This is a genomic window from Mycobacterium sp. DL592 (assembly GCF_011694515.1).
GTDB lineage: Bacteria > Actinomycetota > Actinomycetes > Mycobacteriales > Mycobacteriaceae > Mycobacterium.
Map to the genome: position 1 here is coordinate 1,781,820 of NZ_CP050192.1, position 25,907 is coordinate 1,807,726.

Here is a 25,907-nt window from a genome sequence, read left to right on the forward strand (position 1 = left end):
GACACCCATCGTGGCGTCCGTGATCGATAGCGTCGTCAACCTCGCCAAGCGGCGTGGCCTGGTCTACCAGTCCGGCGAGATCTATGGCGGCACCAAGTCTGCGTGGGATTACGGCCCGCTGGGCGTCGAACTTAAGGAGAACATCAAGCGGCAGTGGTGGCGGTCGGTGGTCACCAGTCGCGACGACGTCGTCGGCCTGGACAGCTCGATCATCCTGCCGCGCGAGGTGTGGGTGGCCTCCGGCCACGTCGAGGTCTTCAACGACCCGCTCGTCGAGTGCCTGAACTGCCACAAGCGGCACCGCCAGGACCACATGCAGGAGGCCTACGCCGAGAAGAAGGGCCTTTCAGACCCTGACTCGGTGCCGATGGCCGACATCACCTGCCCCGACTGCGGCACCAAAGGGCAGTGGACCGAGCCGCGCGACTTCAACATGATGCTCAAGACCTACCTCGGCCCGATCGAGACCGAGGAGGGCCTGCACTACCTGCGCCCCGAGACCGCACAGGGCATCTTCGTCAACTTCGCCAACGTGGTCACCACCTCGCGCAAGAAGCCGCCGTTCGGCATCGGCCAGATCGGCAAGAGCTTCCGCAACGAGATCACCCCCGGCAACTTCATCTTCCGCACCCGCGAATTCGAGCAGATGGAGATGGAGTTCTTCGTCGAGCCCGACACCGCGCGCGACTGGCACCAGTACTGGATCGACACCCGCCTGCAGTGGTATATCGACCTCGGCATCGAGCCGGAGAACCTGCGGCTGTTCGAGCATCCCAAGGAGAAGCTGTCGCACTACTCCGATCGCACCGTCGACATCGAGTACAAGTTCGGCTTCCAGGGCAACCCGTGGGGTGAGCTTGAAGGCATCGCGAATCGCACCGATTTCGACCTCAAGACGCATTCGCAGCACTCCGGTACCGACCTGTCGTTCTACGACCAGGCCAACGACATCCGTTACGTCCCCTACGTCATCGAACCCGCAGCGGGACTTACCCGTTCGTTCATGGCCTTCCTGGTCGACGCCTACGCCGAGGACGAGGCGCCCAATGCCAAGGGTGGGGTGGACAAGCGCACGGTGCTGCGCCTGGATTCGCGGCTGGCGCCGGTAAAGGCGGCAGTGCTACCGCTGTCGCGGCACGCCGACCTGACACCGAAGGCCAAGGACCTGGCCGCCGAGCTGCGCAAGTATTGGAATATCGAGTTCGACGACGCCGGCGCGATCGGGCGGCGCTACCGCCGCCAGGACGAGATCGGCACACCCTATTGCGTCACAGTCGATTTCGACACGCTCGAGGATTACGCGGTCACGGTGCGTGAGCGCGACCACATGACCCAGGAGCGCATCGGTATCGACTCGGTGGTCGACTACCTGGCGACGCGGCTGAAGGGCTAGAACCGCCCGCCACCGCCGAGCATGCCGCCCCCGGACGAGCCCTGGGAGCCGCCGTAGGTGGTCGACGTCCAGCCGCCGCCACCGCCGAAGCCGCCGCCGCGCGAGCCGCCGGACAGGATGTTGCCGAGGATGATGCCGCCGATCACCGCGCCCATGTCCGACGAACGGCCAACGCCGCCATAGCGATTCATGTAGGCGCGCTGGGCCACCTGCACGTCGTTGTTGGCCAGCTGCTGGGCTTGGGCGGCCAACAGTGACGCGCCGTTCGCGTGCGCGATGGCCTCGGTGATGTTGGACTTCTGCTTGGACTGGGCGGCCTCTAGTTGCCGCACCGCCTCGTTGAGCCGGGTACGTGCCTCCGGGCCGATGCTGCCGCGGCGGGTGTCGACGTAGTCCGACACCGAACGCACCCGCGACTGCGCGGTGAACAGGGCCTGGTCGTAGGACCGGCTGAGCCGCTCGGCGGCCTCCCGCTCCTCGGCCACCGCGGCCAGCAACCGGTCCAGGTGCGCGTCGGCCTCGGTCAGTTGGGTGAACGCGCCGAGCGGGTCGGCCGCGCCGGTGCTCTGGGCCGCGGTGACCGCCTTCACCGCGACGTCGCGCGCGGCGGACAGTTCGGGGGCGTTGGCCAGCTCGCCCTGGGCCAGTTGGGCAGCGGCCTGGTTGATGCCGTTCTGGATGTCGGCGATCGCCGCGGGCAGGGTGCTCACCGCTTTGCGGATGTCGCTGGCCGCGCTGTCCACCGCGTCGAGCATCGACGTCGCTTGCTGCAGAGCCGATTCCGCACCGCGAACCGAGTCGACCAGTTCGGACTGCTTACCGGCCACCGGCTTGGCCACCAGCTCGCGGCCGCGGGAGATCGACTCGTCGGCGAAGGCCACCCGCTCCTTGGCCGCATTGACGTTGCGGGCCACCGACGCCAGGGCCGAGTCGGCGAACTCGCTGTGCAGCTGGGTCAGTTTCTGCTGCGAGGGTTCGATACGCGCGGTGACGTCGACCAGCTGCTGGGTCAGCGCGTCGAGGCGGTCCGGTGCGTTGATCACCAGATCGCGCAGCTGGTGGAACGACTGGGTCTGGGTGTCGAGTTCACGGTTGGCCCTGGCCGCGGCGACGACCACCCGGGTCAGCAGGTCCCGGCGCTCGGTCGGGGTTTCGGGGACGTCGTCGTCGAGCTGCTGGCGCACGTTGAACGCCTGCTTGAGGGTGATCCGGGCGTTCTCGACGGCCTTGGCAAACGGCTCGGTGTCCTTCGGGCCGAATTCCTCGACGGCCAAATCCAGTTCGTTGCTGCTGGTGCGGACGGCGTTGTCGACGTCGACGACGATCGAGCGGGACAGCTCGTCGAGAGCGTCGATCGGCACGGTGGCCAGTGCATTCGGATCGGTCGGATCGACCCGCTTGGCTGCCGCGACTTCGGCTTCGTGGCGCTTGCGCTTGCGATGCCGGCTCCACAGGATCAGCAGCGCCACGGCCAGCACCAGGATCGCCGCGATGATCAGCACCGGCACCCACGAAATGCTGGCCGCCGCCGTGCCGCCGCCGGCCGCTCCGAGCGTGCCCAGGGCGTTGGCGGCGGCGATCGCCGAGCCCGCCCAGTCGTTGGAGCGGAGGGCAGGCTCGATCCGGTCCCGGCGGATGTCGTCGACCTTGGTGGAGCTGCCGCCTGCCGCCGCCGAAGGCACCAGGAACGAATACGACCGGTCCTGGGTGGCCACCGCGAGGATGGCGTCCTCATCCCCCAGATCGCTGATTCGGCGGGTGTCCTGCGCCCACGACATGGCGCCCTTGGGCGCGAACGAATCCACGAAGACGACCCACAGCCGTACGTGCCGGTCGGCGTAGAGCTGATCGACGGCCTTCTGCACATCGGTGATCTGCTTGTCGGAGAGCACGCCCGCGTTGTCGGTGACGTAGTCGGGCAACCGGAACGGCGGCTCGGCGGTGGCGGCCGGTGCCACCAGGGTCGCGGCCGCCACGATGACGGCGAGCAGGCTGAGCAGACGAGCGATGCGCATGAGGGTCAAATGTAGCTGGCAGACTGTGCCTCGGTGACGACGAATCAGCAGGGCCGCTATGACGAGGCCGATCACGAACGGGTGGTGACCGAGCCACCCAAGGCGGCGGGGCTGCCCGGGACCAGTGCCGAGCATCGCAGCGAGTTCGCCCGGGACCGGGCCCGCGTGCTGCACTGCGCTGCGCTGCGCCGGCTGGCCGACAAGACCCAGGTGGTCGGGCCGCGGGAAAGCGAGAACCCGCGCACCCGGCTGACCCATTCGCTCGAGGTCGCCCAGATCGGCCGGGGTATGGCCATCCCGCTGGGCTGCGACCCCGACCTGGTCGACATGGCCGGGCTGGCCCACGACATCGGGCACCCGCCCTACGGGCACAACGGCGAACGCGCCCTCGACGAGTTCGCCGCCTCGTGCGGCGGTTTCGAGGGCAACGCACAGAACTTCCGCATCCTGACCCGCATCGAGCCGAAAGTGCTTGACGCCCAAGGGCGCAGCGTCGGTCTCAACCTGACCCGCGCGGGGCTGGACGCGGTGACGAAGTACCCGTGGTTCCGCGGTGAGCGTGGCCGCAAGTTCGGTTTCTACGAAGACGACCGCGAACTGGCCGACTGGGTGCGTGGCGGCCTGCCCGAGCAGCGGCCGTGCCTGGAGTCTCAGGTGATGGACTGGGCCGACGACGTGGCCTATTCGGTGCACGACGTCGAGGACGGCGTGGTCTCGGGCCGCATCGACCTGCGCGTCCTCGCCGACGACGACGCCGCCGCGACGCTGGCCCGGCTGGGGGAGTCGGACACCATCGCCGCCGACGATCTGGAGGAGGCCGCCGGGCGGCTGTCCCGGTTGCCGGTGGTCGCCGCCGTCGGCAAATACGACGGGACCCTGACCGCGTCGGTGGCCCTCAAGCGGCTGACCAGCGAGCTGGTGGGCCGGTTCGCCTCGGCCGCGATCGCGCTGACCCACCAGACCGCCGGGCCGCAACCGCTGGTGCGCTACCAGGCCGACCTTGCGGTGCCCGCCACCGTGCGCGCTGAAGTCGTGGTGCTCAAGACGCTTGCGCTGCAATTCATCATGTCCGATCCGCGGCACCTGGAACTGCAGGCCCGCCAGCGCGATCGCATCCACGCGGTGGCGCACTGGCTGCTGGCCGGAGCGCCCGCGACGCTGGATGCCATCTTCGTCCCGGCCTTCAACGACGCCGCCGACGACGGCGCTCGGATGCGGGTCGTCGTCGACCAGATCGCCTCCTACACCGAGGGCAGGCTCGAGCGGATCGTGGCGCTCTAGACTGTGCCGATGGCCGGTGGCGTGAGCGGGGGCGGAGATCGGAAGGGCCGCATCTCCGACCGTGATATCGCCGCCATCCGGGAGCGGGTACGCATCGAGGACGTCGTCGGCGACTACGTGCAGCTGCGCCGGGCCGGCGCGGACTCGATGAAGGGTCTGTGCCCGTTCCACGACGAGAAGTCGCCGTCGTTCCACGTCCGGCCCAACCACGGCCACTTCCACTGTTTCGGCTGCGGCGAGGGCGGCGACGTCTACGCATTCCTCCAGAAGATCGACCACATCAGCTTCGTCGAGGCAGTGGAGATGCTGGCCGATCGCATCGGCTATACCGTCACCTACAGCGGCGGCGGTACCAGCGTGCAGCGCGACCGCGGAAGCCGCAGCAGGCTGATCGCCGCCAACGCTGCAGCCCAGGAGTTCTACACGGCAGCGCTGGAGTCCGACGAGGCCGCGCCTGCGCGAAAGTACTTGACGGAGCGCAACTTCGACGCCGCCGCGGCCCGCCAGTTCGGGTGCGGCTTCGCGCCGTCGGGCTGGGATTCGCTGACCAAGCACCTCATCCGCAAGGGCTTCGAGTTCAAGGAACTCGAAGCCGCGGGGCTTTCTCGTGAGGGCAGGCGCGGACCGATGGACCGCTTCCACCGCAGGCTGCTGTGGCCGATCCGCACGGCCAGCGGCGAAACCGTCGGCTTCGGCGCCCGCCGCATCTTCGACGACGACACCATGGAAGCCAAGTACGTCAATACCCCGGAGACGGTGCTCTACAAGAAGTCCAACGTGCTGTTCGGCATCGACCTGGCCAAGCGCGATATCGCCAAGGGACACCAGGCGGTTGTCGTCGAGGGCTACACCGACGTGATGGCGATGCACCTGGCCGGCGTCACCACCGCGGTCGCGTCCTGCGGCACCGCGTTCGGCGATGAGCACCTGTCGATGCTGCGGCGGCTGATGATGGACGACAAGTTCTTCCGCGGCGAGCTGATCTACGTCTTCGACGGCGATGCTGCCGGCCGGGCGGCCGCCCTCAAGGCGTTCGAGGGTGAGCAGAATCTGGCCGGGCAGAGTTTCGTGGCGGTCGCCGCCGACGGGATGGACCCGTGCGATCTGCGACTGGCGCACGGCGACGGCGCGCTGCGCGACCTGGTGGCCCGCCGCACTCCGCTGTTCGAGTTCGCCATCCGCACCGCACTGGCCGAGCACGACCTCGACCTCGCCGAGGGGCGGGTGTCGGCGTTGCGCCGCTGTGTGCCGATGGTGGCCCAGATCAAAGACCCGACGCTGCGTGACGAGTACGCCCGGCAGCTGGCCGGCTGGGTGGGCTGGGACGACGTGGCCCAGGTGATCGCACGGGTTCGTGAGGAGGCCGGCCACAAGCCCGGCGCGCGGGACAACCGGCGCCAGCCCGCGCGGCCCAAATCCTCTGCCGAGGCCGTGGCGGTGCGGCCCGATCCGCGCGACCCGACGCTCTGGCCCCAACGGGAGGCGCTCAAGGCGGCGTTGCAGTATCCGGCGCTGGCCGGGCCCATCTTCGACACCCTGACCGTCGAGAGCTTCACCCATCCCGGCTATGCCGCGGTGCGGTTGGCGATCGAGGCTGCCGGGGGAACGTCGTCGGGGATCAGCGGCGGACAGTGGATCGACGCGGTCCGCGAGCAGAGCGGCTCCCCGGCTGCACAGGGCCTGATCACCGAGCTCGGCGTGGAGGCGATCCGGGTCGACGAGGAGGAGAAGCTGCCCCGCTATATCGGCGGCGTGCTGGCCCGGCTGCAGGAAGTTTGGGTCGGACGGCAGGTCGCCGAGGTCAAGTCCAAGTTGCAGCGGATGTCGCCGGTGGAGCAGGGAGACGAATATCACGCATTGTTCGGCGACCTGGTGGCGCTGGAGTCGTATCGGCGCAGCCTGCTCGAGCAGGCCAGCGGCGACGACCTCACTGCGTGACAACTGTGATCACGGTATGGTTAACACGCTGCCTGTCTCCGGCGAAAGGTCAGATATGACTACCGCAAATACTCGTGCCCGGCGTATCGCCGCCTTCGGCGCGCTCGCCGTGGCCGCGGCTGCGGTGCCGGCTCTGGCGGCGCTGACCGATGCCAGCACCTCGAGCACCTCGGCCACCGGCACCTGCCTGGCCTGGGTCGGCTCGCGCAACGACGGCCAGTGCATCTCGTACTCCAACGGCACGCCTACCTACATCGGCACGCCGCAGCTCGGTGTGTACGGCCCCGATGCAGGGTCGATGCCCGGTGGCGGTATCGGCGTGACCACAGGTCCGCTGATGCCGGGTCAGACCATCAGCATCCCGCTGGGCTAGGTTCTCCGCTCACTTCGCTTCAGGCCGCCGTGGTTCCACCACGGTGGTCTCGGCGTCGATCTCGGTCAACGTCACCATCTTCGGATCCGGGTCCGGCGAGACCCGGTCGGCAATCTTGCGACGACCCGCATCGAGCACTGTCTTGGTGGCGGGATTCTCGGTGAGCGCACGATAGGTACCCACGATCTGCTCGTAGCGACGTCGTCCGGCTTTGGTGCCCAACACGTAGCCCACGCCCAGTACGGCCAGATACCGAATCACTGCGCTCCCTTCCTCGGCTGGTCTCCACCATCCTGCCTGACGCGGGTGGGTGGATGCCCGTCCACCCGTTTTGGCGTCGAGGGTCCCCGGTAGGCTAGAGTCACTCTCCGGTCCGCGTCAGCGCAAGCGCGCCTGGCCGGGAAGTCAGTCCCCTGTAGCTCAATTGGCAGAGCAGCCGACTGTTAATCGGCAGGTTGATGGTTCGAGTCCATCCGGGGGAGCACACACGACCAGTGTGGCTACAGCCACAGATACAGGCCCGACAGCAGGGCCCACAACGCCACGCAGTAGACCTCGAAGACCGTTCGCAGCGGTATCGGCGCGTGGCGCAGTTCCATGAAGTCCAGGCCGACCAAGCGCACCTTCACCGCGGCGATACCCAGCACGGCCACCACGACCACCGAGCCGGTGCCGTGTTCGGCCCCCAGCGCCCACGACGCGCACGTGGCGGCCACCAGGATCAGCCAGCTCACGCGGGCGCGCACAGGGATCAGAGACAGCATCAGCTCACCAGGTACAGCAGCGGGAACAGGACGATCCACAACAGGTCGACCAGGTGCCAGAAGCACCCGCCGCCCTCGATCACGGCGAGCCTGGTTGCAGACAGGTCGACCCGGCGGGTCTGGGTGAGCAGGAGCACCAGCACGACGATGCCGATGAGCACGTGCAGCAGGTGCAGTCCGGTCAGGATGAAGTAGTACAGGTAGAAGTGGTTGTCGCCGGGGGTATGTCCGTCGCTGGCGAGCAGCACGTACTCGGTGATCTTGAGGGCCACGAACATCACGCCGCAGCCGATCGCGGCCAGCAGGGCGCGGGCGGCGATCGCACGGGCGCCGGTGCGGATCGCTCCCACCGCGGCGACCACGAACAGCGAGCTGGTGAGCAGGACCAGTGTGTTGACCAGTCCGATGTTGAGGTGCAGGGTCTTGCGGGCAATGTCGAAAATGACTGGCGCCTTTGATCTTTCGACCATGAAGGTGGCGAAGAACACCGCGAAGACCAGCATGTCGCCGAACAGGAACACCCACGTGCCCTGCTCACCCGGGATGCGGCGGGGGGCCGGCGGCGCCGAGCCGCCGACCGCCGTCACGGCGCCTCGGCCCGCTGCTGGGCCTTGATGCCGCGCAACAGCACGTAGGTGGTGGTGAACATCCAGACGGTCAGGGCGGCGCCGGGGATGTAGAACGCGAACACGCCCGACCAGGCCAGCGGTCCGTCGTTGAACACCACGACCACACACCCCGGCAGCGACAGCAGCGCCACCCAGAGGTTGAGGTAGCCATACCACCGCGGGAAGGTCAACGGATCGGTCTTGTCGATGAACGAGGCGATCGCCAGCACGATGTTCTGCATGATGATCGTTCCGACGATGCCGATGAACATCAGCCAGAACACGTCGTTGAGCGCCATGGTGATCTCGGCAGGGCGGGTCTCCGGCCGGAACGCGGCGGCCGCCATCACCAGGAACGGAAACAGCAGGGCGGGAACGAAGATCACCGCGGCGAACAGCTGGGTGACCGTCAGCATGCCCCAGTGGCCCTCGACGCGGCGGATGCGCAGCACGATGGTCGCCAGGAACGGCAGCGCGATCACCGACGTCAGCAGGCACCCGGCGACGCCGATCCGGATCCAGATCTTGTGGTCGACGTAGAAGTCGGCGACCTCCTGGGCCGACCACACCGGTGACATCGGCGGAAACATCCGCGCCAGCCCCGACATACACGTCCCGTAGAGGATCAACATGATCGTCCCGGACCAGGCACCAATCCGCTGCAGCGTCAGTTCCACGCCGGGAAGGCTACTGGGATATCACTCGCGTTTTGTCAAAAATGTCAAAACTCACTGCAAGTGTTCGGGGTGCAGCATCTCGGCGTACCGCAGCTGCTCCGGAATCCCGAAGCCGTCGACGAGCGCCTCGGCATACGGCCGCAGCGTCCGGCAGCGTTCGTTGATGCCCCGGGTGACGGCCTTGGCCCGCTCGGTGGACAGGAACCGATGCTCGATGAACCAGGCCTTGTCCTCGTCGAGCACCGTCAGCGCGTAGAGGTCGCAGACCATCTCCAGCACCCGGCGCGCCTCCCGCCCTTCAACCGACGTGGACTCGCAGGCGTCGATACCGGCGATGAACGCCTCCAGCACGATCCGGTCGATATGCGCCTGCGCGGTGTGCAGTACGTGGTCCTGGACGGCGTTGAACGCCTCGAACGCCGAGGACTCCTTGGACTTGCCCTGCAGGCGCCGCGCCACCGTCGAGAGCAGGTATTGCTCGCGGTCCTCGAACATCTTGACCTGGGTGCCGCGGTTGAACAGGCTGCCCTCCTCCTCGTTGTCCTGGCGGGTGTCGAGGATGGTCTGCATGATCGTCTCTGCCGCAGTCCTTTTCAGCACCCGGTCGCCGGCGAAGTTCGCGGCGAAGCGCACCCATTCGACCGGGCTCATGCCCTTGATGTCGTCGGCGTAGGCGGTCAACAGTTCCTTGGCGACCAACTGGGTGAGCACATGGTTGTCGCCTTCGAAGGTGGTGAACACGTCGGTGTCGGCGCGCAGCGCGATCAGCCGGTTCTCGGCGAGATAGCCCGCGCCGCCGCAGGCTTCGCGGGCTTCCTGGATGGCGGCGCTGGCATGCCAGGTGTTGGCGGCCTTGAGCCCGGCCGCCCGCGACTCCAGCTCGCGCTGCTCCTCGGCGTCGGGACTGTCGGAGGTCTGAAGGTCGTGCAACCGGGCGACCAGCTCGTTCTGGGCGAACTGCAGCGCATAGGAGCGCGCGACGAGCGGGAAGAGCCGGCGCTGGTGCACCAGGTAATCCATGATCAGCACTTCGTTCTCGTCGTCGGGTGCGCTGAACTGCCTGCGCTGCAACGCATACCGCACCGCGATGTCCAAGGCGACCCGCGCTGCCGCCGCTGCGCTGCCACCGACGGTGACCCGCCCGCGGATCAGGGTGCCCAGCATCGTGAAGAACCGGCGGTTCGGGTTCTCGATGGGCGAGGAGTAGGTGCCGTCGGGCGCGACGTCGGCGTACTTGTTGAGCAGGTTCTCCCGGGGAACACGGACCTGGTCGAACATGATCCGGCCGTTGTCGACACCGGGCAGCCCACCTTTGTAGTGGCAGTCCGAGGTGGTGATACCGGGCAGGTCGTTGCCGTCCTCGTCGCGCAGCGGTACGACGAAGCAGTGCACCCCGTGTCCTTCGCCGCTGGTGATCAGCTGCGCGAAAACCGCTGCGACCCTTGCTGTTTGCGCCGCACCGCCGATGTAATCCTTGCGTGAGGACGGGGTGGGGGAGTTGATGACGAACTCCTGGGTGTCCGGATCGTAGGTCGCCGTGGTCTCGATGGACTGGACGTCACTGCCGTGACCGGTCTCGGTCATGGCGAAACAACCCAGGAGGTCCAGGTCGATGATCCGCTGCACGTAGGCCTGGTGGTGACGTTCGGTGCCCAGATTCTCGATGGCTCCGCCGAACAGACCCCACTGCACACCGGCCTTGACCATCAGCGACAGGTCCGACATCGCCAGCATCTCGATACGGGTGACCGCGGCGCCGACATCCCCGTTGCCGCCGTACTCCTTGCGGAAGCCGTCCTCGGCGGCGCCGGCGGCCGCCATGATCTTCAGCTGCTCGGCGACCTTGGCGCGGGCGATGACGGTGTTGGGTGTGTAGTGCGGCCGGAACACTTCCGTCGCCAGTTCGGCGCGGACGTCGTTCTTGACGTCGCGCCAGCGACCGTCGAGCGCATTGCGAAGATGCTCAGCAGTGGTAGTCATACGTGAAAGTAACCCGCTTGTTGTGCGCGCAAACGCCCTTGTGGCAAACACAGGTAAACCTGAGTCGATGTGACCTCGGCGGGCCGCGTTGAATAGCGGTCATGCCTGAACAGACCGGGGGCGACACGCAGCCTGAGGTCGCCCTTCCCCACGAGATCGACCACTCCCACGCCGATGTCACGGGCGGCTGGCTGCGTGCCGCCACGTTCGGCGCGATGGACGGACTGGTGAGCAACACCGCACTGATCGCCGGTGTCGCCGCGAGCGCCGGCGCGCAAACTGTCGTACTCAGCGGTGTCGCCGGCCTGCTGGCCGGGGCGTTCTCCATGGCGCTGGGCGAGTACACCTCGGTCACCACCGCCAACGAGCAGCTCGATTCCGAGGTGCGCGCCGAGCGGCTGGCCTTCGAGCGTCATCCGCATGCCGAGCAGGTCGAACTCGTCGCCATGCTGATGGACATGGGGATGACCGAGCCGACGGCCCGCGCCGCCGCCGAGGAGATCCACCTCGACGAGGACAAGGCCGTGCACTTCCACATCACCCAGGAGCTCGGCGTGGACCCGCGGGAGAAGCCGTCGGCCATGGTCGCGGCGGTGTCGTCGTTCCTGTTGTTCGCGATCGGCGCCATCGTCCCGCTGCTGCCTTACCTCTTGGGGGCCGAGTCGTTGTGGCCGGGCCTGGTGTGCGGCGGGGCCGGCCTGCTGGTGGCCGGCGCGGTGGCGGCGCGTTTCACCAAGGGCTCGCTGTGGTTCGGCGCCGGACGGCAACTGGCATTCGGCGTGGTGGCCATCGCCGCGACCTACACCGTCGGAAAGCTCATCGGCACGGTCGTGTGATTTCGGCTGAGATCAACGGCATTTGGCGACCACCGCGTGCGCGAACCGTTCGATCGGCGCGCGAAAACGCTCGACGTCGGTGCCGGTTTCGATACCCGGTTCGGTCACCCAGGGCGCACACATCACCGCAGTGATGCCGATGTCCTCGGCGCGTTTGTACAGATCGGGCGACGGCCGCTCCAGCAGCGCCACCATGATGTCGAAAGGTTCGCCGCTGCGGCCGAATTCGCGCCGCAGGGCAGCCAGCTTCTCGACGAAGGTCACCGCGCCGTCCCAGCTGTAGGCCGTGCCTATCCAGCCGTCACACAGCCTTGCCGCACGGCGCAGCGCTGCCGCGGACTCGCCGCCGCACCAAATCGGTATCGGTTGTGGGGGATGGGGTTCGATCATCATCTCCGGTACCTGGTAGTAGGTGCCGTCCCACGACACCCAGCCGCCCTGCCACAGGGCGCGCAGCGCCGGAATCATCTCGTCCAGGCGCTTGCCCCGGTTGGCGAAGTCCTGTCCCAGTAGCTCGTATTCCTCACGCATCCAGCCGATTCCGACACCGAGAGACACCCGCCCCTCCGAGAGCGCAGCGGCTGTGGCCACCTGCTTGGCCACTTCCAGCAGCGGGCGGGCCGGTGCGACGTAGATCGCGTTGGAGAACCGCAGCCGGGTGGTCACCGCTGCCATCGCGCCGATCAGCACCCAGCTGTCCGGCCACGGTGTCTCGGGCGCCCAGCCGGGCTCACCGCTGGGTGAGGGATATGCAGAACGCAGGACCCGCGGATAGATCAGATGGTCGGCACAGATCATGCCGTCGTAGCCGGCCTCGTCAACCATCCGGGCCACCGCGGGGGCCTCGGCCGGCCGCTTCATGAACGGGGTACCGCACCAGAACTGCTTCGTTCTCCTCGGGTCCGGCCCCGTGGTGCGGTCAGCTGTCGCTGCCCACCGTCACGGCGGTGGCCTGGTCGGTGATCTCGTCGAGTTCATCATGGTGGGTGTCGATACCGCTCAGATGTCGACTCGTCGCGGCGAGCACGCCCGCGCCCGCCAGCACCGCACCGGCACCTACCCAGAACGGCACGTGCGCGCCGAAGCGCTCACCGAGAACGCCGGCCAGCCAGGGTGCCGCCGCCGCGCCGCCGAACCGCACGAAGCTGTAGGCCGCCGACGCCACCCCGCGCTCGACCGGGGCCGCCTTCATGACCGTCTCGGTGATCAGCGTGTTGTTGATGCCGATGAACAGGCCCGCCACCACCACACACGCGGCGAGCACAGCTTTGTGGTCGGTGCCCAACGCCATGACCGCCAGCACCGACGACATGCAGAGCAGGTTCGCCAGCAGGGTCGGCACGGTGCCGAACCGGACCTGCAGCCGGGGAGCCACCACCACCGAGGTGAAGGCCAGCGCCAGCCCCCAGCCGAAGAAGATCAGCCCGATCTGGTGTGCAGTCATGTTGAGCGGGAACGGGGTGAACGCCAGCAGGGTGAAGAACCCGAAGTTGTAGAGCAGCGCGGTGATGGCCACCCCGAGCAGGCCACGGTGGCGCAGTGCCCGGAACGGATCGGCCAGCGTGGTGGCCCGTTGCGGACGCGGCGTCTCCGGCAGCAGCACGGCCGTGACCACCAGCGCCACCGCCATCAGCACGGACACCCCGAAGAACGGTCCGCGCCAGGAGATCGACCCCAGCACACCGCCGACCAGTGGGCCCACCGCGATGCCCAGTCCCAGCGCAGCCTCGTACAGGATGATCGCCTGGGCCACCGAGCCGCGAGCCGAGCTGACGATGGTGGCCAGTGCGGTCGCGATGAACAGCGCGTTGCCCAGTCCCCACAGTGCCCGCCAGCCGACGATTCCCATGACGGTGTCCGACATACCGGCCAGCCCGGCCCCGGCGATGATGATCACCAGGCCCAGCAGCAGTGTGCGTTTGGGGCCGATCCGGCTCGACACCACGCCGGTGATCAGCATGGCCATGCCCATCACCGCCATGTAGCTGGTGAACAACAGCGACACCTGTGACGGTGTGGCATTAAGGTTGTCGGCGATCGGTTTGAGGATCGGGTCGACGAGTCCGATGCCCATGAAGGCGACGACGGACGCGAAGGCAACGGCCCAAACAGCCTTGGGTTGGCGCCACATGAGTGGCCCCTCCTCACTATGTCGGTGCGGTCAGTTACGAACGGGGAGAAGCGTCGAGATCGCCGAGGAGGCGGTGCAGGGCACCGACGGCGTCCGACAGAACGGCGCGGTCCTCCTCGGACAGCCGCGCGATACGCGGATCGATCACCGCGGCGCGATCCGCGCGAACCTGAGCCAGGACACGCTGGCCCTGCGGCGTGATGCGGATCCGCACCGCGCGCGCGTCGTCGGGATCGGCCGTGCGGGCCACCAGCCCCGCATCCTCGAGTCGGCGAACCTGGGTGGTCATCGTCGGCTGCGAGCAGTGGTCGAGTTCGGCCAGATCCGAGATCCGGGCCTCGCCCTGGTCGTCGATGGTGCTCAGCAGCCGAGCCTGCGCCCACGGCAACGGCAGTCTGATGCGCTGGGTGGCCAGCCGGTTCAACTTGGCGACGACGCTGAGCAGTTCGGAACCCAGGCCAGTGGTCTGTGGCGGCGTCGAACTCATGGGTACATATTTACATAGATTTACTATGTTGTGACGCCAGGTGGGCCGTGGGTTTCCTCACAGACAGGTCGCAACCGGGGCCCGGGCGCGCCGACTGGCAGAATCGGGAGATGACCGCGACGCGACCGGGGGCGCTCCAGGACCCTCCCGACTCCGCGTCGCAGGCACCTGCCAACCGATCGATGACGCCCGTCGAGATGGCGCACGCGTCGGTGATGGCCGCCCTTGCTGCGGCGTTGTCCATCCTGTCGGTGGTGATCCCGTTCGCCGGCGGCCTGTCGCTGCTGGTGACCGTTCCAATGGGTCTGCTGGGCTACCGCTACCGGCTGCGGGTGCTCGTCGCGGCCACCTTCGCCGGCAGCGTCATCGCGTTCCTCATCGGCGGCATCGCCGGTTTCATGGTGGTGCTCAACTGCGCCTACGTGGGCGGACTCACCGGCATCATCAAGCGTCGCAAGCGCGGAACGCCGACGGTGATCGCGGTCTCGGTGGTGGCCGGGGTGATCTCCGGGCTGTTCATCATCGCCGCGCTGACCGTGCTGGCCCGGCTGCGCACCCTGACCTTCGATGCGATGACCGCCAATGTCGACGGCGTGGTGTCGGTGATGTCGCGCTTCGAACCGTTCCGGCCCGCCGCCCAGGACTTCCGAGCATTCTTCGGCACCGCGCTGCAGTACTGGCCGCTGATCATCATGGTGTACGCGATCTTGTCGATCATGGTCGTGACGCTGGTCGGCTGGTGGGCGCTGTCGCGGGTCCTGGAACGGCTGCGCGGCATCCCTGATGTCCACAAGTTGGAGGCCCCGTCCGACTCGGGTCCCGTCGCGCCGGTGCCGGTCCGGCTGGTCGACGCGCGCTTCCGCTACCCGGGCGCCGACCACGACGCACTGCGGCCGCTGTCGATGACTGTCGAGGCCGGTGAGCACGTGGCCATCACCGGTGCCAACGGCTCCGGCAAGACCACCCTCATGCTGCTGCTGTCCGGTCGGCGGCCCACGTCGGGCACCCTGGAGCGCCCGGGCGCGGTCGGACTCGGCCAGGTCGGTGGGACGGCGGTGATCCTGCAGCACCCGGAGAGCCAGGTGCTGGGGACCCGGGTCGCCGACGACATCGTCTGGGGTCTCCCGCCGGGAACGAAGACCGACGTGTCCACCCTGCTCGCCGAGGTCGGGCTGACCGGTATGGAGGAGCGTGACACCGGCGGACTGTCCGGCGGCGAATTGCAGCGCCTGGCGGTGGCGGCCGCGCTGGCCCGTCAGCCCTCGATGCTGATCGCCGACGAGATCACCAGCATGGTCGACCAACAAGGCCGGGAGGGTCTGCTGAGCGTGCTGTCGGGTCTGACCGAACGGCACCGCATGGCGCTGGTGCAGATCACCCATTACGCCAACGAGGCCGACATCGCCGACCGGATCGTCAACCTCAGCGAGTCGCTGGACAACACCACGATGGTCGACAGCGCCGACGCGCCGACCACCACGGCAGCTGCACACGCACCGCGCGGCGGCGCACCGGTGTTGCAGCTGGACAACGTCTGTCACGAATACGCCCAGGGCACACCGTGGGCCAAGTCCGCACTGCGGGATGTGAGCTTCACCGTCCGTGAAGGCGAGGGCCTTCTCATCCACGGCGGTAACGGTTCAGGCAAGTCGACGCTGGCCTGGATCATGGCCGGGCTCATCGCCCCGACCTCCGGTTCGTGCCTGGTGCGCGGCCGGCCCGCCGGTGAGCACGTGGGCGAGGTCGCGATCGCCTTCCAGGCCGCGCGCCTGCAGCTGATGCGCGCCCGCGTCGACCTGGAAGTTGCATCAGCAGCAGGCTTTTCACCTGACGACAAGGCCCGCGTCGCCTCGGCCCTTGCCAACGTCGGCCTCGACGCCTCGCTGGCGCGCCGCCGCATCGACCAGCTGTCCGGCGGGCAGATGCGCCGCGTGGTGCTGGCCGGCCTGCTGGCCCGCTCGCCGCAGGCGCTGATCCTCGATGAACCGCTGGCCGGTCTGGACGCCGCCGCCCAGCGCGGGCTGCTGCGCCTGCTGACCGACCTGCGCCGTAACACCGGGCTGACCGTCGTGGTGATCTCGCACGACTTCGTCGGGCTCGAAGAATTGTGCCCGCAGACATTGCATCTCGACGACGGGGTCCTGGCTGCGGCTCCCACCGCTGCGGGAGGGATGGCATGACGTCCACCCGTCAGCGTCGTCCCGTCGTCCTGCTGCGCCCGACGCCGGGAACCTCGACGATCCACGAACTGTGGGCGGGCACCAAGATCCTTGTCGTCCTGGCGCTGTCGGCCCTGCTCGCGTTCTACCCGGGTTGGGTGCCGATCGCGTTGGTCACCGTCCTGGTCGCCGTCGCCCTCTGGCTGGCCCGGGTGACGTGGGGTGTGTTGCCGACGATCCCGAAGTGGTTGTGGCTGTTGATCCTCCTCGGCGGCGTCACCGCGGCCCTGGCAGGTGGCAGTCCCGAGGTCCACATCGGCCCGATCACCATCGGTCTGCACGGACTGCTGAATTTCCTGCGGCTCACCGCGGTCTCCTTCCTTCTGATCGCACTGGCCGGCTTGGTGTCGTGGACGACGAATGTCGCCGACGTCGCGCCCGCCGTGGCCAAACTGGGCCGCCCGTTCAAGGTGTTCCGAATCCCGGTCGACGACTGGGCGGTGGCATTGTCGTTGGCGCTGCGGTCTTTTCCGATGCTGCTCGACGAGTTCCGGATGATGTATGCCGCGCGGCGGCTTCGGCCCAGCCCCGTGCTGACCAGCCGGCGGGCGCGCCGGCGCCGCTGGTCCATCGAGATCGTCGACCTGCTGGCCGCGGGCATCACCGTGACATTGCGCCGCGCCGACGAGATGGGTGATGCGATCACCGCGCGCGGCGGCACCGGCCAGATCGCCGCGGCACCGTCGGGCCCGCGCCGGGCCGACTGGGTGGCGCTCGCCGTCACCGCCGCGGTGTGTGTCCTGTCGGTCGGGCTCGAGCTGATCGTCCTGGGCTAGCGGTTCGCCGCGTCGTTGGCGGCACGCTGCGCGGTGGCCAGCGTCTCGGCGACCGAGGCTCGGCCCAGGAACATCTCGTCGAAGTAGGGCTTGATCGCCTGGTAGCCGGCGGCGAACCCGGCCCCGCCGGGCGCGGCGATCCGCGGTCCGTCGAGCACCCGGAAGAACGGGGTGACGTCGACGCCCTTGGCCGACCAGTAGTCGAAGTACACCTGCTGGGCCGGCAGCACCGCCGGGATCGCCGCACCGCGCCTGCCGACGTATTCGTTGCCCTCCCGACTGCCCAGCCAGGCCAGCACCTGCCGGACCGCATCGGGGTGCCGGCTGGCCGGATTGCCCGCAGCGGCAATGCCATTGGTGACACTGACCCGTCCCGCCGGCCCGATCGGGAGCATCGCGACACCCCAGCGGAACCGGGCCTGCTCGGCGATCTGGGCCAGGTTGTAGGTCCCGGACTGGAACAGCGCCATCCGCCCGGACAGGAACTGGTTGCGGGAGAAGTCGCCGTTGCCGTTGGTGTCCGACGCCGGCGGTGCGACCCGGTCGGCGTTGATCAGGCCGACGACGTAGCGGAATGCCTCGGTGGCTTGGGGATTGTCGAACGCGAACCGGTCGCCGTCGGCGAACACCCCGCCCGCCGAGCCGATGTAGTTCAGGTAGATGCCCTGTAAATCGTTGGCGGCGTTGTACGCCCACTGGCGGCCGTGGGTGAGGCGCGTGAGCAACGGCCGCAGCGTGTCGACGGCCGGGTCGGGATCCCAGCGCAGGCTGTCCAGCTCGGCGGGATCGACGCCGTCGGCGGCCAGTAGATCGGCGTTGTAGTACAGCGCGATACCCGCATCGGTCAGCTGCGGCACCCCCCACAGTGTGCCGTTGCGGGTGAACTGGGCGACCACCGAGCCATCCCAGTCCGGGCTCGGTGTGACGGCCAGCAGGCGGTTGTTGTCGGCGTATTCGGCGAAGTAGGCGTTGTTGATCCAGAAGATGTCGTCGGCCCCGCCGCCGGCCACGTCGGTGCGCAGGGTGTCGAAGTAGCTCGCGTAGGCGACGACGTTGGTGCGGACCTCGATGTCGGGATGGGTGCGGCTGAATTCGGCGAAGGAGTCGCGGTAGGCGGCGGCCACCTGGGGGTCCCACAGACGCACCGTGACCACGGTCTTGCCGCTGGGTTCGCCGGTCCGCCCCAGCACCCACACGCACGCCGCGAGTACCAGCGCGACGGACAGCAGGGTCGCCAGCATGAGCGTCGATACGCGCGGCCGGCTCACTTGAGACCCGTCACCACGATGGAGCGCACGATGTGTCGCTGGAACGCCAGGAACAGCACCAGCAGGGGGACGATCGCGACGGTCGTCGCGGCCATCACCAGAGTCCACTGCGCGTTGTACTGCGACTGCAGGCCCGCCGTCGCCACCGTCAGCACCCGCCACGTGCCGCCGCTGGTGATGACCAGCGGCCACATGAACGAATTCCATTGACTCACAACAGTGATCAGGGTCAGCGTCGCCAGGATCGGCTTGCTCGCCGGGAGCACCACGTGGACGATCACATCGAGGGTGTTGGCCCCGTCGAGCCGCGCAGCATTGATCAGATCACCCGGGATGGCCCGAAAGTACTCCCGCAGCAGGAAGATCGCGTACGGCGAGCCGAACACGAACGGCAGCACCAGCGCCCAGAAGGTGTTGCGCAAACCGAGTTGGGCCATCATCAGGTACAGCGGGACCACCGTCACCGTCGCGGGAACCATCAGCGTGGCGATGTACACCCAGAACAACGCGTCGCGACCTCTGAACTCCAGCCGGGCGAACGCGAAAGCGGCCAGCACCGAGAACGTCAGCTGGGCCAGCGTGATGATCGCCGTCATCAGCGCGGTGACGGCCAGTGCCCGGCCGAACCCGGCGTCGCCGAGTGCACCGTAGTTGGCCAGCGTCGGCGGGCGCGGAAGCGACAGCGGCGTGCCCGTGGCGAACTGTTCGGCGGAGGTGAACGACGTCAGCAGCCCAAGACCGAAGGGCGCCAGGGTGATCACCGCACCGGCCAGCAGTGCAAGGTAGACCACCGCGTTACGTAACGTCATAGCTGACCCGGCGCCGGAAGTAGAGGTGCTGGACGATCGTCGCGCCGACCAGGATCACGAACAACACCAGAGCCATGACCGCGGCCCGCCCGATCGCCGCCGCGCCGAACGCCTCGGCGTAGATGCGGTGGGCCACCAGGTCGGTGCGCCCGGCAGGCCCGCCGCCGGTGAGCGCGTAGACGGTGTCGAACACCTGCGCGGCGCTCACGATGCCGGTGACCGAGACGAAGAACAGCGTCGGGCGCAGCATCGGCAGCGTCACATGCCAGAACCGCTGCCAGCCGGTTGCGCCGTCCAGACGCGCGGCGGCCTGGATCTGCGGCGGGATCGCCAGGATGCCGGCCAGGAAGAACAGCGTCACATAGCCGACGTTGGTCCACACCGTCACCGCCGAGACCACCGGAAGGGCCAGCCCCGGGTCGGTCAGCCATTCGACGGGCCGGCCCAGCAGTGTGCTGACCGCACCGTCGGTCGGCGCCAGAATCCAATGCCACAGCACCGCCACCGCCAGCGGCGAGCACACCCATGGCAGCACGTAGAGGGTGCGGAACATGCCGCTGCCGGGCAGCTCGCGGGCCAGCAGGGAGGCGGCCACCAACCCGAGGACGATCTGCACGGGGACCACGATCGCGATGAACGCCAGGGTCACCAGCAGCGAGTTGCCGAACCCCGGATCGGTCAGCACCGAACGCCAATTCTGCAGTCCCACATAGCGGATCGGGCCGAGCAGATCCCAGCGGTGAACGCTGAGCCAGACCACCACCAGCATCGGTAGCAGCAGGAAGCAGACCACCCCGAACAGGCTGGGCGCCAGCAGCGCGTAGCCCAGCAGGCCCGAGCGCCGACGACGGATGGTCACGCCAGTCATTAAAGCCGGTGTGCGGGGTCGCCCGTTACGGTGTAGCGGTGAGTTTTCGTGATGTCGACGCCGACTTCGTCGCTCTGCCGCGCCACCAGCTGGCCGACGCCGCGCTGACGGCGGCCCGCGCGGCCGGTGCCAGCTACGCCGACCTGCGAATTCATGCGATCACCACCGAGTTGGTGCAGCTGCGCGACGGTGAGCTGGAGACCGCGGTCACTGACCGCGAGATCGGCCTGGCGGTGCGGGTGATCGTCGACGGCACCTGGGGGTTCGCCTCGCATGCCGAGCTGGCGCCGGAGGTCGCGGCCGAGACGGCGCGGCGGGCGGTGGCGGTGGCCACCACCCTGGCCGCGCTCAATGCCGAACGCATCGAGCTGGCCGCCGAGCCGGTGTACTCCGATGCCAGCTGGGTGTCGACGTACGCGGTCGACCCGTTCACCATCTCGACCGCCGACAAGATCGCCGTGCTGGGGGAGTACTCGGGGCGGCTGTTGGCATCCGACGGCGTCGACCACGTCTCGGCGATGGTGAACACCGTCAAGGAGCAGGTGTTCTACGCCGACACATTCGGGTCGAGCATCACCCAGCAGCGGGTACGGGTGATGCCGATGCTGGAGGCGGTGGCCGTCGACGCCGCCGCGGGCAGCTTCGAGTCGATGCGCACCCTGGCCCCACCCACCGCGCGCGGCTGGGAGGCGGTGGCCGGTGACGAGGTGTGGGACTGGACCTCCGAGCTGGCCGAGCTGCCGACCCTGCTGGCCGAGAAGACCAAGGCGCCCAGCGTGATCGCCGGACCCACCGACCTGGTGATCGACCCCACCAACCTGTGGCTGACGATCCACGAATCCATCGGCCACGCCACCGAATACGACCGGGCCATCGGCTACGAGGCGGCCTATGCCGGGACCTCGTTCGCCACCCCCGACAAGCTGAACACCATGCGTTACGGCTCGCCGGTGATGAACGTGACTGCCGACCGCACCGTCGAATACGGTTTGGCCACAATCGGATACGACGACGAAGGCGTGGCCGCCCAGAGCTGGGATCTGGTGCGCGACGGCATCTTCGTCGGCTACCAACTGGACCGGGTGTTCGCCCCCCGGCTGGGGCAGGCCCGCTCCAACGGGTGCTCGTATGCCGACTCCCCACACCATGTTCCGATCCAGCGGATGGCCAACGTCTCGTTGCAACCGGGCACCGACAATCTGTCCACCGTGGACCTGATCAGCCGGGTGCGCGACGGCATCTACATCGTCGGTGACAAGTCGTGGTCAATCGATATGCAGCGCTACAACTTCCAGTTCACCGGGCAGCGGTTCTTCCGGATCCGGGACGGCAAGCTGGACGGCCAGCTGCGCGACGTGGCGTATCAGGCCACCACGACGGACTTCTGGAACTCGATGGAAGCCGTTGGCGGGCCGCAGACCTGGCGACTGGGCGGGGCGTTCAACTGCGGTAAGGCCCAGCCCGGTCAGGTTGCCGCCGTCAGCCACGGCTGCCCGTCGGCCTTGTTCCGGGGTGTCAATGTGCTCAACACGCGTGAAGAATCGGGCCGCGCATGATCCCCGCACAGCAGGTCGTGGAACTGGCGCTGGCCGCGGCCACGGTGGACGAGACCATCGTCATCGTCACCGACCGCGCCGAGGCCTCGCTGCGCTGGGCCGGGAACTCGATGACCACCAACGGTGTGTCGACCACCCGCTCCACCACGGTGATTTCCATTGTGCGAAAGGGCAATACGTCGCACACCGGGTCGATCCGCACCAGTGACGTCGACCCGGCGGCGATCGGTGCCCTGGTGGCCGCCGCCGAGCAGGCCGCGCACGCTGCGCCCGAAGCCCGCGACAGCGCGGCGCTGTTGTCGGGCACCGGCACTCCCGGCGACTGGAACCATGCGGTGCCGGAGACCGGGGCCGAGGTGTTCGCCGACGTCGCCGAGTCGTTGGCGGGCGGGTTCACCGGTACCGATCGCCTCTACGGCTACGCCCACCACCTCGTCGAGACGACATTCCTGGCCACCTCGACCGGGCTTCGCCGTCGGTTCACCCAGCCCACCGGGACGGTGGAGATCAACGCCAAGCGCGCTCGCGCGAGCGCGTGGGCCGGGGTGAGCACGCCGTGGTTCGCCGATGTCCCGACCGATGCGATGCTCGACGACCTGGCGATGCGGCTGGGCTGGGCTCAGCGCACCGTCGAGTTGCCGGCCGGGCGGTACGAGACGTTGATGCCGCCGTCGACGGTGGCCGACATGATGATCTACCTCGGCTGGTCGATGGACGGCCGCGGCGCCCAGGAGGGACGCACCGCGCTGTCGGCGCCCGGCGGGGGCACCCGGGTGGGGGAGAAGCTCTCCGATCTGCCGCTGACGATGTACTCCGATCCGTTCGCGCCCGGACAGGAATGTGCGCCCTTCGTCGCGGCCACCAGCAGCTCGGAGCGAATCTCGGTGTTCGACAACGGAATCGACATCGGCCGCGTCGACTGGATCCGGGACGGCGCCGTCAACGCGCTGGCCTATCCACGTGCCGCGGCCGCCGAGTTCGGCGTCGCGCCCGCGATGCCCGCGGACAACCTGCTGATGACCGGTGGTTCGGCCGACCTGGCCGACATGGTGGCCGCCACCGAGCGCGGACTACTGCTGACCACACTGTGGTACATCCGTACCGTCGACCCGACGACGCTGCTGCTGACCGGGCTCACCCGCGACGGCGTGTACCTCATCGAGGACGGCGAGGTCACCGCCGCGGTCAACAACTTCCGGTTCAACGAGAGCCCGATGGACCTGCTGCGCCGGGCCAGCGAGGCCGGCGTTCCCGAGGCCACCCTGCCCCGGGAGTGGGGCGACTGGGCCACTCGCGCGGTGATGCCGACCTTGCGAATCCCGGACTTTCACATGTCATCGGTGAGCCAAGCGCAATAATTCAGCTATGACCGACGATGTCGATGCCGAGCTGAACTCCCTCGTCGTGCAGTCCCCGGCGGGCCAGCAACGGCTGGTGGGGTTGATCAGGTCGACGTGCGCGACCGCGCTGCAGCTCACACCGCTGCCCTCGGAGGTCGTCGTCACCCACCCCGAGTCGGACACCGAGAAGGTGGTGGCCGACTTCGCCGAGCAGTTCAGCGTGGACGTCTCCACGGTGTCCGAGGCGCAGCGAGCGGCGCTGACGGGCGCACTAGGGGCTACGACATTCGCCGTGGCGACGCAGATGTTCGTCGCCGACTTCCTGCCGCGGGTACGCACTGCGCTGGAGATCCTGGGTCTTCCGGTGCCGTGGCTGCCCGAGGAGCCGGTGTGGGACGTCCACGTCGACGCTACCGACGTAGTGTTCAACCGGCTGCTGCCCGGAATTGCCAGGCTGCGGGCGCTGGACCCGGTGACCTCCGAAGTGGTGCGGCTACGGGGCGCCGCCCAGCACAACTGCCGGCTGTGCAAGTCGCTCCGCGAAGGTAACGCGCTCGACGCGGGCGGGTCGGAGAGCCTGTACGAGGACATCGAGCACTACGAAGCCTCTGAGCGGCTCAGCGACGCCCACAAGGCGGCGCTGCGGTACGCCGACGCGCTGATCTGGTCACCGGCGCGGATCAGCCCGGCGGTGGCGGCGGGGGTGCGCAAGCATTTCTCCGACGAGCAGGCCCGCGAGCTCACGCTCGATGTCATGCGCAACGCGAGTAACAAGATCGCGGTGGCGCTGGCCGCCGATGCACCGCGGGTCGAGCAGGGCACCGAGCGGTATCTCATCGACGCCGACGGTCAGACACAGTTCGCCTGAGCACCCCGAGGGCGGCGTCGACATCCTCGTCGGTGGTGGCCCAGGAGCAGACGAAGCGCACGGCCGGTGCGTGTGGGTCTGGGACGTGCACGAGGAAGTGTTCCCGGACGGCGTGCAGGGTGTGCGGGTCGAGTTCGACAAAGATCTCGTTGGCGTCGGTGGGGGAGGCCAGCTGCAGCCCGAGGTCGGTCATGCCGGTGGACAGCCGGGCCGCCATGGCATTGGCATGAGCAGCTGCGCGCAGCCAATCGCCGTCGGCAAGCATCGCCTCGAATTGCGCTGACACGTAACGATGTTTGCTTGCCAGCTGACCGATCTGCTTCTGCACGAACTCGATTCCGGCGAAGTGTTCGGGACGGCGTACCAGGATGGCGTCGCCGAACAGCATGCCGCTCTTGGTGCCACCGAGGGTGACGACGTCGGCGTCGCCGACCGCCTCGGCAGGGGTAACGCCCAGGGCGGCAACGGCATTGGCGATGCGTGATCCGTCGACGTGGACCAGCAGGTCGAGTTCGTGGGCGTGGTCGACGAAGGCCGCGATGGTATCGGGCTGCCAGACGCGGCCGTTCTCGGTGGACTGGGTGATGGTGACGATGCGCGGCTGGGAGTGATGGACGTCGCCGCGGCGGGTGATGCGGCGGTCCAGTTCGGCCGGGTCGATGATGCCGTCGGCACTGGGCAGCGGCACCAGGCTCGCGCCGGAGACGCGGACCGGTCCGCCGGCCTCGTCGAGCAGGGAGTGTGCGATATCGCTGCAGAGAATTTCGTGCCAGGGGCGCACCGCCGATGCGAGCGCGACGATGTTGGCCCCGGTGCCGGTGAATGCGAACAGCACGTGCGCGTCCGGTGCGTCGAACGTCTTCTTGATCCGGCCGATGGCGCGCTTGGTGATCGGGTCGGCGCCGTAGGACACGACAGCGCCGTGGTTGGCGGCCACGAGCGCCGCGATGGCCTTGGGGTGGGCCGGGGCGGCGTTGTCGGAGGCGAAGGCGGCGGACGTGTGCGGCACGGCATTCATCGTTACATCCGCATTCGGGGTGAGTGAAAGGCTCGCCCGGATGGACGGCCGCTGGGAGACTGCGGGCATGTCTGACGCGCAGCCTTACAAGACGGACACCACCGCGGGGCTGGCGCCCCTGGCCGAGGAACTGGAGAAGATCGCGGCACTACTGGGGGTGAAGTCGGTGCTGGTGATGCGCTCCGAGCCGGACTCGATGGTGGTGGCCGCCACCGCGGGCGAAGCCACCCAGCACTACACCGTCGGCGCCGCAGGCAAGAAGGCCCTTGGTGACGAGGCGAAGGTGCCGCTGTACTGCGAGCGGGTGGTCGACTCCGACAGCCCGGTGTTCGTCCGCGATTCCCGGGCGGACGCGACGTTCGCGGGCAACGAGGACGAGGTGGAGTTCGGTCTGCACAACTACCTGGGGCTGCCGGTGCATGACGGGTCGGGCGCCGTGGTGGGGACGGTGTGCGTGCTCGACGACTTCGCGCGCGACTACACCGACGACGAGCTGGCCCAGCTTTCGGCGCTGGCCGGCACGGTGGAAGGCATCATCGACAGTGACCGCAGCGCGCTGGGCTGACCAGGGCCTGGTCGCGATTGGACCCCCGGGCATGCGACCATAGGGGCCGCACCGGGGGCGGTAGCTCAGTCGGTTAGAGCCGCGGACTCATAATCCGCTGGTCGCGGGTTCGAGCCCCGCCCGCCCTACTCAGCAGC

At 68.2% G+C, this 25,907-nt stretch carries 24 protein-coding genes and 2 tRNA genes; 13 read left to right on the plus strand and 13 right to left on the minus strand.

All coding sequences use genetic code 11. The features are described from left to right. Positions 1–10: 10 nt before the first annotated feature. Positions 11–1,393, plus strand: a complete 1,383-nt coding sequence (locus tag HBE64_RS08575) for a glycine--tRNA ligase (protein WP_371744120.1) — start codon at positions 11–13, stop codon at positions 1,391–1,393. On the opposite strand, the gene HBE64_RS08580 is transcribed toward HBE64_RS08575, so the two are convergent. Beyond that, positions 1,390–3,408 (minus strand): TPM domain-containing protein, encoded by a 2,019-nt coding sequence (locus HBE64_RS08580; protein WP_167100361.1) that lies wholly within the window; start codon positions 3,406–3,408, stop codon positions 1,390–1,392. The genes HBE64_RS08575 and HBE64_RS08580 overlap by 4 nt on opposite strands. A 33-nt stretch (positions 3,409–3,441) precedes the next feature. Between HBE64_RS08580 and HBE64_RS08585 the strand changes: the two genes are divergently transcribed. Genes HBE64_RS08585 through HBE64_RS08595 form a run of 3 tightly spaced genes read left to right on the plus strand, consistent with a single transcriptional unit; the run spans position 3,442 to position 7,000 of the window. Further along, positions 3,442–4,689: a deoxyguanosinetriphosphate triphosphohydrolase gene (locus tag HBE64_RS08585; RefSeq protein ID WP_167100364.1), complete on the plus strand. Its 1,248-nt coding sequence runs from the start codon at positions 3,442–3,444 to the stop codon at positions 4,687–4,689. Positions 4,690–4,698: 9 nt separating this feature from the next. Further along, the gene (gene dnaG, locus HBE64_RS08590) at positions 4,699–6,627 is read left to right on the plus strand and encodes a DNA primase (protein ID WP_167100367.1); all 1,929 of its coding nucleotides are present in this window, start codon (positions 4,699–4,701) and stop codon (positions 6,625–6,627) included. A gap of 55 nt (positions 6,628–6,682) precedes the next feature. Beyond that, on the plus strand, positions 6,683–7,000 hold the full coding sequence (locus HBE64_RS08595) for a hypothetical protein (RefSeq protein ID WP_167100370.1): 318 nt from the start codon (positions 6,683–6,685) through the stop codon (positions 6,998–7,000). A gap of 9 nt (positions 7,001–7,009) precedes the next feature. Here HBE64_RS08595 and HBE64_RS08600 read toward each other — a convergent pair whose 3' ends face one another. Further along, positions 7,010–7,261: a hypothetical protein gene (locus tag HBE64_RS08600; RefSeq protein WP_167100373.1), complete on the minus strand. Its 252-nt coding sequence runs from the start codon at positions 7,259–7,261 to the stop codon at positions 7,010–7,012. A gap of 148 nt (positions 7,262–7,409) precedes the next feature. On the opposite strand from HBE64_RS08600, the gene HBE64_RS08605 reads away from it, so the two are divergent. Then, positions 7,410–7,482: transfer RNA gene (locus tag HBE64_RS08605), tRNA-Asn, on the plus strand. An 18-nt stretch (positions 7,483–7,500) separates the two neighbouring features. On the opposite strand, the gene HBE64_RS08610 is transcribed toward HBE64_RS08605, so the two are convergent. The 4 genes from HBE64_RS08610 to HBE64_RS08625 all read right to left on the minus strand — a co-directional run bounded on the left by HBE64_RS08610 (position 7,501) and on the right by HBE64_RS08625 (position 11,029). Beyond that, the gene (locus tag HBE64_RS08610) at positions 7,501–7,764 is read right to left on the minus strand and encodes a cytochrome C oxidase subunit IV family protein (RefSeq protein ID WP_167100376.1); all 264 of its coding nucleotides are present in this window, start codon (positions 7,762–7,764) and stop codon (positions 7,501–7,503) included. After that, positions 7,764–8,267: a cytochrome c oxidase subunit 3 gene (locus HBE64_RS08615; RefSeq protein WP_371744176.1), complete on the minus strand. Its 504-nt coding sequence runs from the start codon at positions 8,265–8,267 to the stop codon at positions 7,764–7,766. Before HBE64_RS08615 ends, HBE64_RS08610 begins: the two co-directional genes overlap by 1 nt. 80 nt (positions 8,268–8,347) lie before the next feature. Beyond that, positions 8,348–9,004: a hypothetical protein gene (locus HBE64_RS08620; RefSeq protein ID WP_167108928.1), complete on the minus strand. Its 657-nt coding sequence runs from the start codon at positions 9,002–9,004 to the stop codon at positions 8,348–8,350. A 96-nt stretch (positions 9,005–9,100) separates the two neighbouring features. Continuing rightward, positions 9,101–11,029 carry an acyl-CoA dehydrogenase gene (locus tag HBE64_RS08625; protein WP_167100382.1) on the minus strand — a complete coding sequence of 643 codons (1,929 nt, stop codon included), beginning with the start codon at positions 11,027–11,029 and terminating at the stop codon, positions 9,101–9,103. A 101-nt stretch (positions 11,030–11,130) separates the two neighbouring features. On the opposite strand from HBE64_RS08625, the gene HBE64_RS08630 reads away from it, so the two are divergent. Then, positions 11,131–11,865 carry a VIT1/CCC1 transporter family protein gene (locus tag HBE64_RS08630; protein WP_167100385.1) on the plus strand — a complete coding sequence of 245 codons (735 nt, stop codon included), beginning with the start codon at positions 11,131–11,133 and terminating at the stop codon, positions 11,863–11,865. Positions 11,866–11,877: 12 nt separating this feature from the next. On the opposite strand, the gene HBE64_RS08635 is transcribed toward HBE64_RS08630, so the two are convergent. From HBE64_RS08635 to HBE64_RS08645, 3 genes are read right to left on the minus strand one after another with little or no spacing between them, the layout of a single operon-like run. Further along, the gene (locus tag HBE64_RS08635) at positions 11,878–12,726 is read right to left on the minus strand and encodes a TIGR03619 family F420-dependent LLM class oxidoreductase (RefSeq protein ID WP_167100388.1); all 849 of its coding nucleotides are present in this window, start codon (positions 12,724–12,726) and stop codon (positions 11,878–11,880) included. Positions 12,727–12,784: 58 nt separating this feature from the next. Continuing rightward, the gene (locus HBE64_RS08640) at positions 12,785–13,996 is read right to left on the minus strand and encodes an MFS transporter (RefSeq protein ID WP_167100391.1); all 1,212 of its coding nucleotides are present in this window, start codon (positions 13,994–13,996) and stop codon (positions 12,785–12,787) included. A 34-nt stretch (positions 13,997–14,030) separates the two neighbouring features. Further along, positions 14,031–14,483: a MarR family winged helix-turn-helix transcriptional regulator gene (locus HBE64_RS08645; protein WP_167100394.1), complete on the minus strand. Its 453-nt coding sequence runs from the start codon at positions 14,481–14,483 to the stop codon at positions 14,031–14,033. A gap of 110 nt (positions 14,484–14,593) precedes the next feature. On the opposite strand from HBE64_RS08645, the gene HBE64_RS08650 reads away from it, so the two are divergent. Together HBE64_RS08650 and HBE64_RS08655 are read left to right on the plus strand one after the other, a co-directional pair. Beyond that, a complete protein-coding gene (locus tag HBE64_RS08650; RefSeq protein ID WP_167100397.1) occupies positions 14,594–16,663 on the plus strand; it encodes a DUF2232 domain-containing protein in 2,070 nt (689 codons plus the stop codon). Then, positions 16,660–17,478, plus strand: coding sequence for an energy-coupling factor transporter transmembrane protein EcfT (locus HBE64_RS08655; protein WP_167100400.1), 819 nt, complete (start codon positions 16,660–16,662; stop codon positions 17,476–17,478). Before HBE64_RS08650 ends, HBE64_RS08655 begins: the two co-directional genes overlap by 4 nt. Here the strand turns inward: HBE64_RS08655 and HBE64_RS08660 are convergent. The 3 genes from HBE64_RS08660 to HBE64_RS08670 are packed head-to-tail and all read right to left on the minus strand — an operon-like array spanning position 17,475 to position 20,423. Next, positions 17,475–18,746: a sugar ABC transporter substrate-binding protein gene (locus HBE64_RS08660; RefSeq protein ID WP_243841542.1), complete on the minus strand. Its 1,272-nt coding sequence runs from the start codon at positions 18,744–18,746 to the stop codon at positions 17,475–17,477. The genes HBE64_RS08655 and HBE64_RS08660 overlap by 4 nt on opposite strands. Continuing rightward, positions 18,743–19,555: a carbohydrate ABC transporter permease gene (locus tag HBE64_RS08665; RefSeq protein WP_167100402.1), complete on the minus strand. Its 813-nt coding sequence runs from the start codon at positions 19,553–19,555 to the stop codon at positions 18,743–18,745. The genes HBE64_RS08660 and HBE64_RS08665 overlap by 4 nt, the downstream gene beginning before the upstream one ends. Then, a complete protein-coding gene (locus HBE64_RS08670; RefSeq protein WP_167100405.1) occupies positions 19,542–20,423 on the minus strand; it encodes a carbohydrate ABC transporter permease in 882 nt (293 codons plus the stop codon). Before HBE64_RS08670 ends, HBE64_RS08665 begins: the two co-directional genes overlap by 14 nt. 38 nt (positions 20,424–20,461) lie before the next feature. Between HBE64_RS08670 and HBE64_RS08675 the strand changes: the two genes are divergently transcribed. The 3 genes from HBE64_RS08675 to HBE64_RS08685 are packed head-to-tail and all read left to right on the plus strand — an operon-like array spanning position 20,462 to position 24,187. Next, positions 20,462–21,979, plus strand: coding sequence for a TldD/PmbA family protein (locus tag HBE64_RS08675; protein WP_167100408.1), 1,518 nt, complete (start codon positions 20,462–20,464; stop codon positions 21,977–21,979). Further along, positions 21,976–23,337, plus strand: coding sequence for a metallopeptidase TldD-related protein (locus HBE64_RS08680; protein ID WP_167100410.1), 1,362 nt, complete (start codon positions 21,976–21,978; stop codon positions 23,335–23,337). The genes HBE64_RS08675 and HBE64_RS08680 overlap by 4 nt, the downstream gene beginning before the upstream one ends. Before the next feature lie 7 nt (positions 23,338–23,344). Beyond that, a complete protein-coding gene (locus HBE64_RS08685; RefSeq protein ID WP_167100412.1) occupies positions 23,345–24,187 on the plus strand; it encodes a carboxymuconolactone decarboxylase family protein in 843 nt (280 codons plus the stop codon). Here HBE64_RS08685 and HBE64_RS08690 read toward each other — a convergent pair. Then, positions 24,153–25,205: a low specificity L-threonine aldolase gene (locus HBE64_RS08690; protein ID WP_167100415.1), complete on the minus strand. Its 1,053-nt coding sequence runs from the start codon at positions 25,203–25,205 to the stop codon at positions 24,153–24,155. The genes HBE64_RS08685 and HBE64_RS08690 overlap by 35 nt on opposite strands. Before the next feature lie 67 nt (positions 25,206–25,272). Here HBE64_RS08690 and HBE64_RS08695 point away from each other — a divergent pair, with 67 nt between their 5' ends. Together HBE64_RS08695 and HBE64_RS08700 are read left to right on the plus strand one after the other, a co-directional pair. Continuing rightward, on the plus strand, positions 25,273–25,770 hold the full coding sequence (locus HBE64_RS08695) for a GAF domain-containing protein (protein ID WP_167100418.1): 498 nt from the start codon (positions 25,273–25,275) through the stop codon (positions 25,768–25,770). Positions 25,771–25,824: 54 nt separating this feature from the next. Next, positions 25,825–25,898 (plus strand) — tRNA-Ile (locus HBE64_RS08700). Positions 25,899–25,907: the final 9 nt, after the last annotated feature.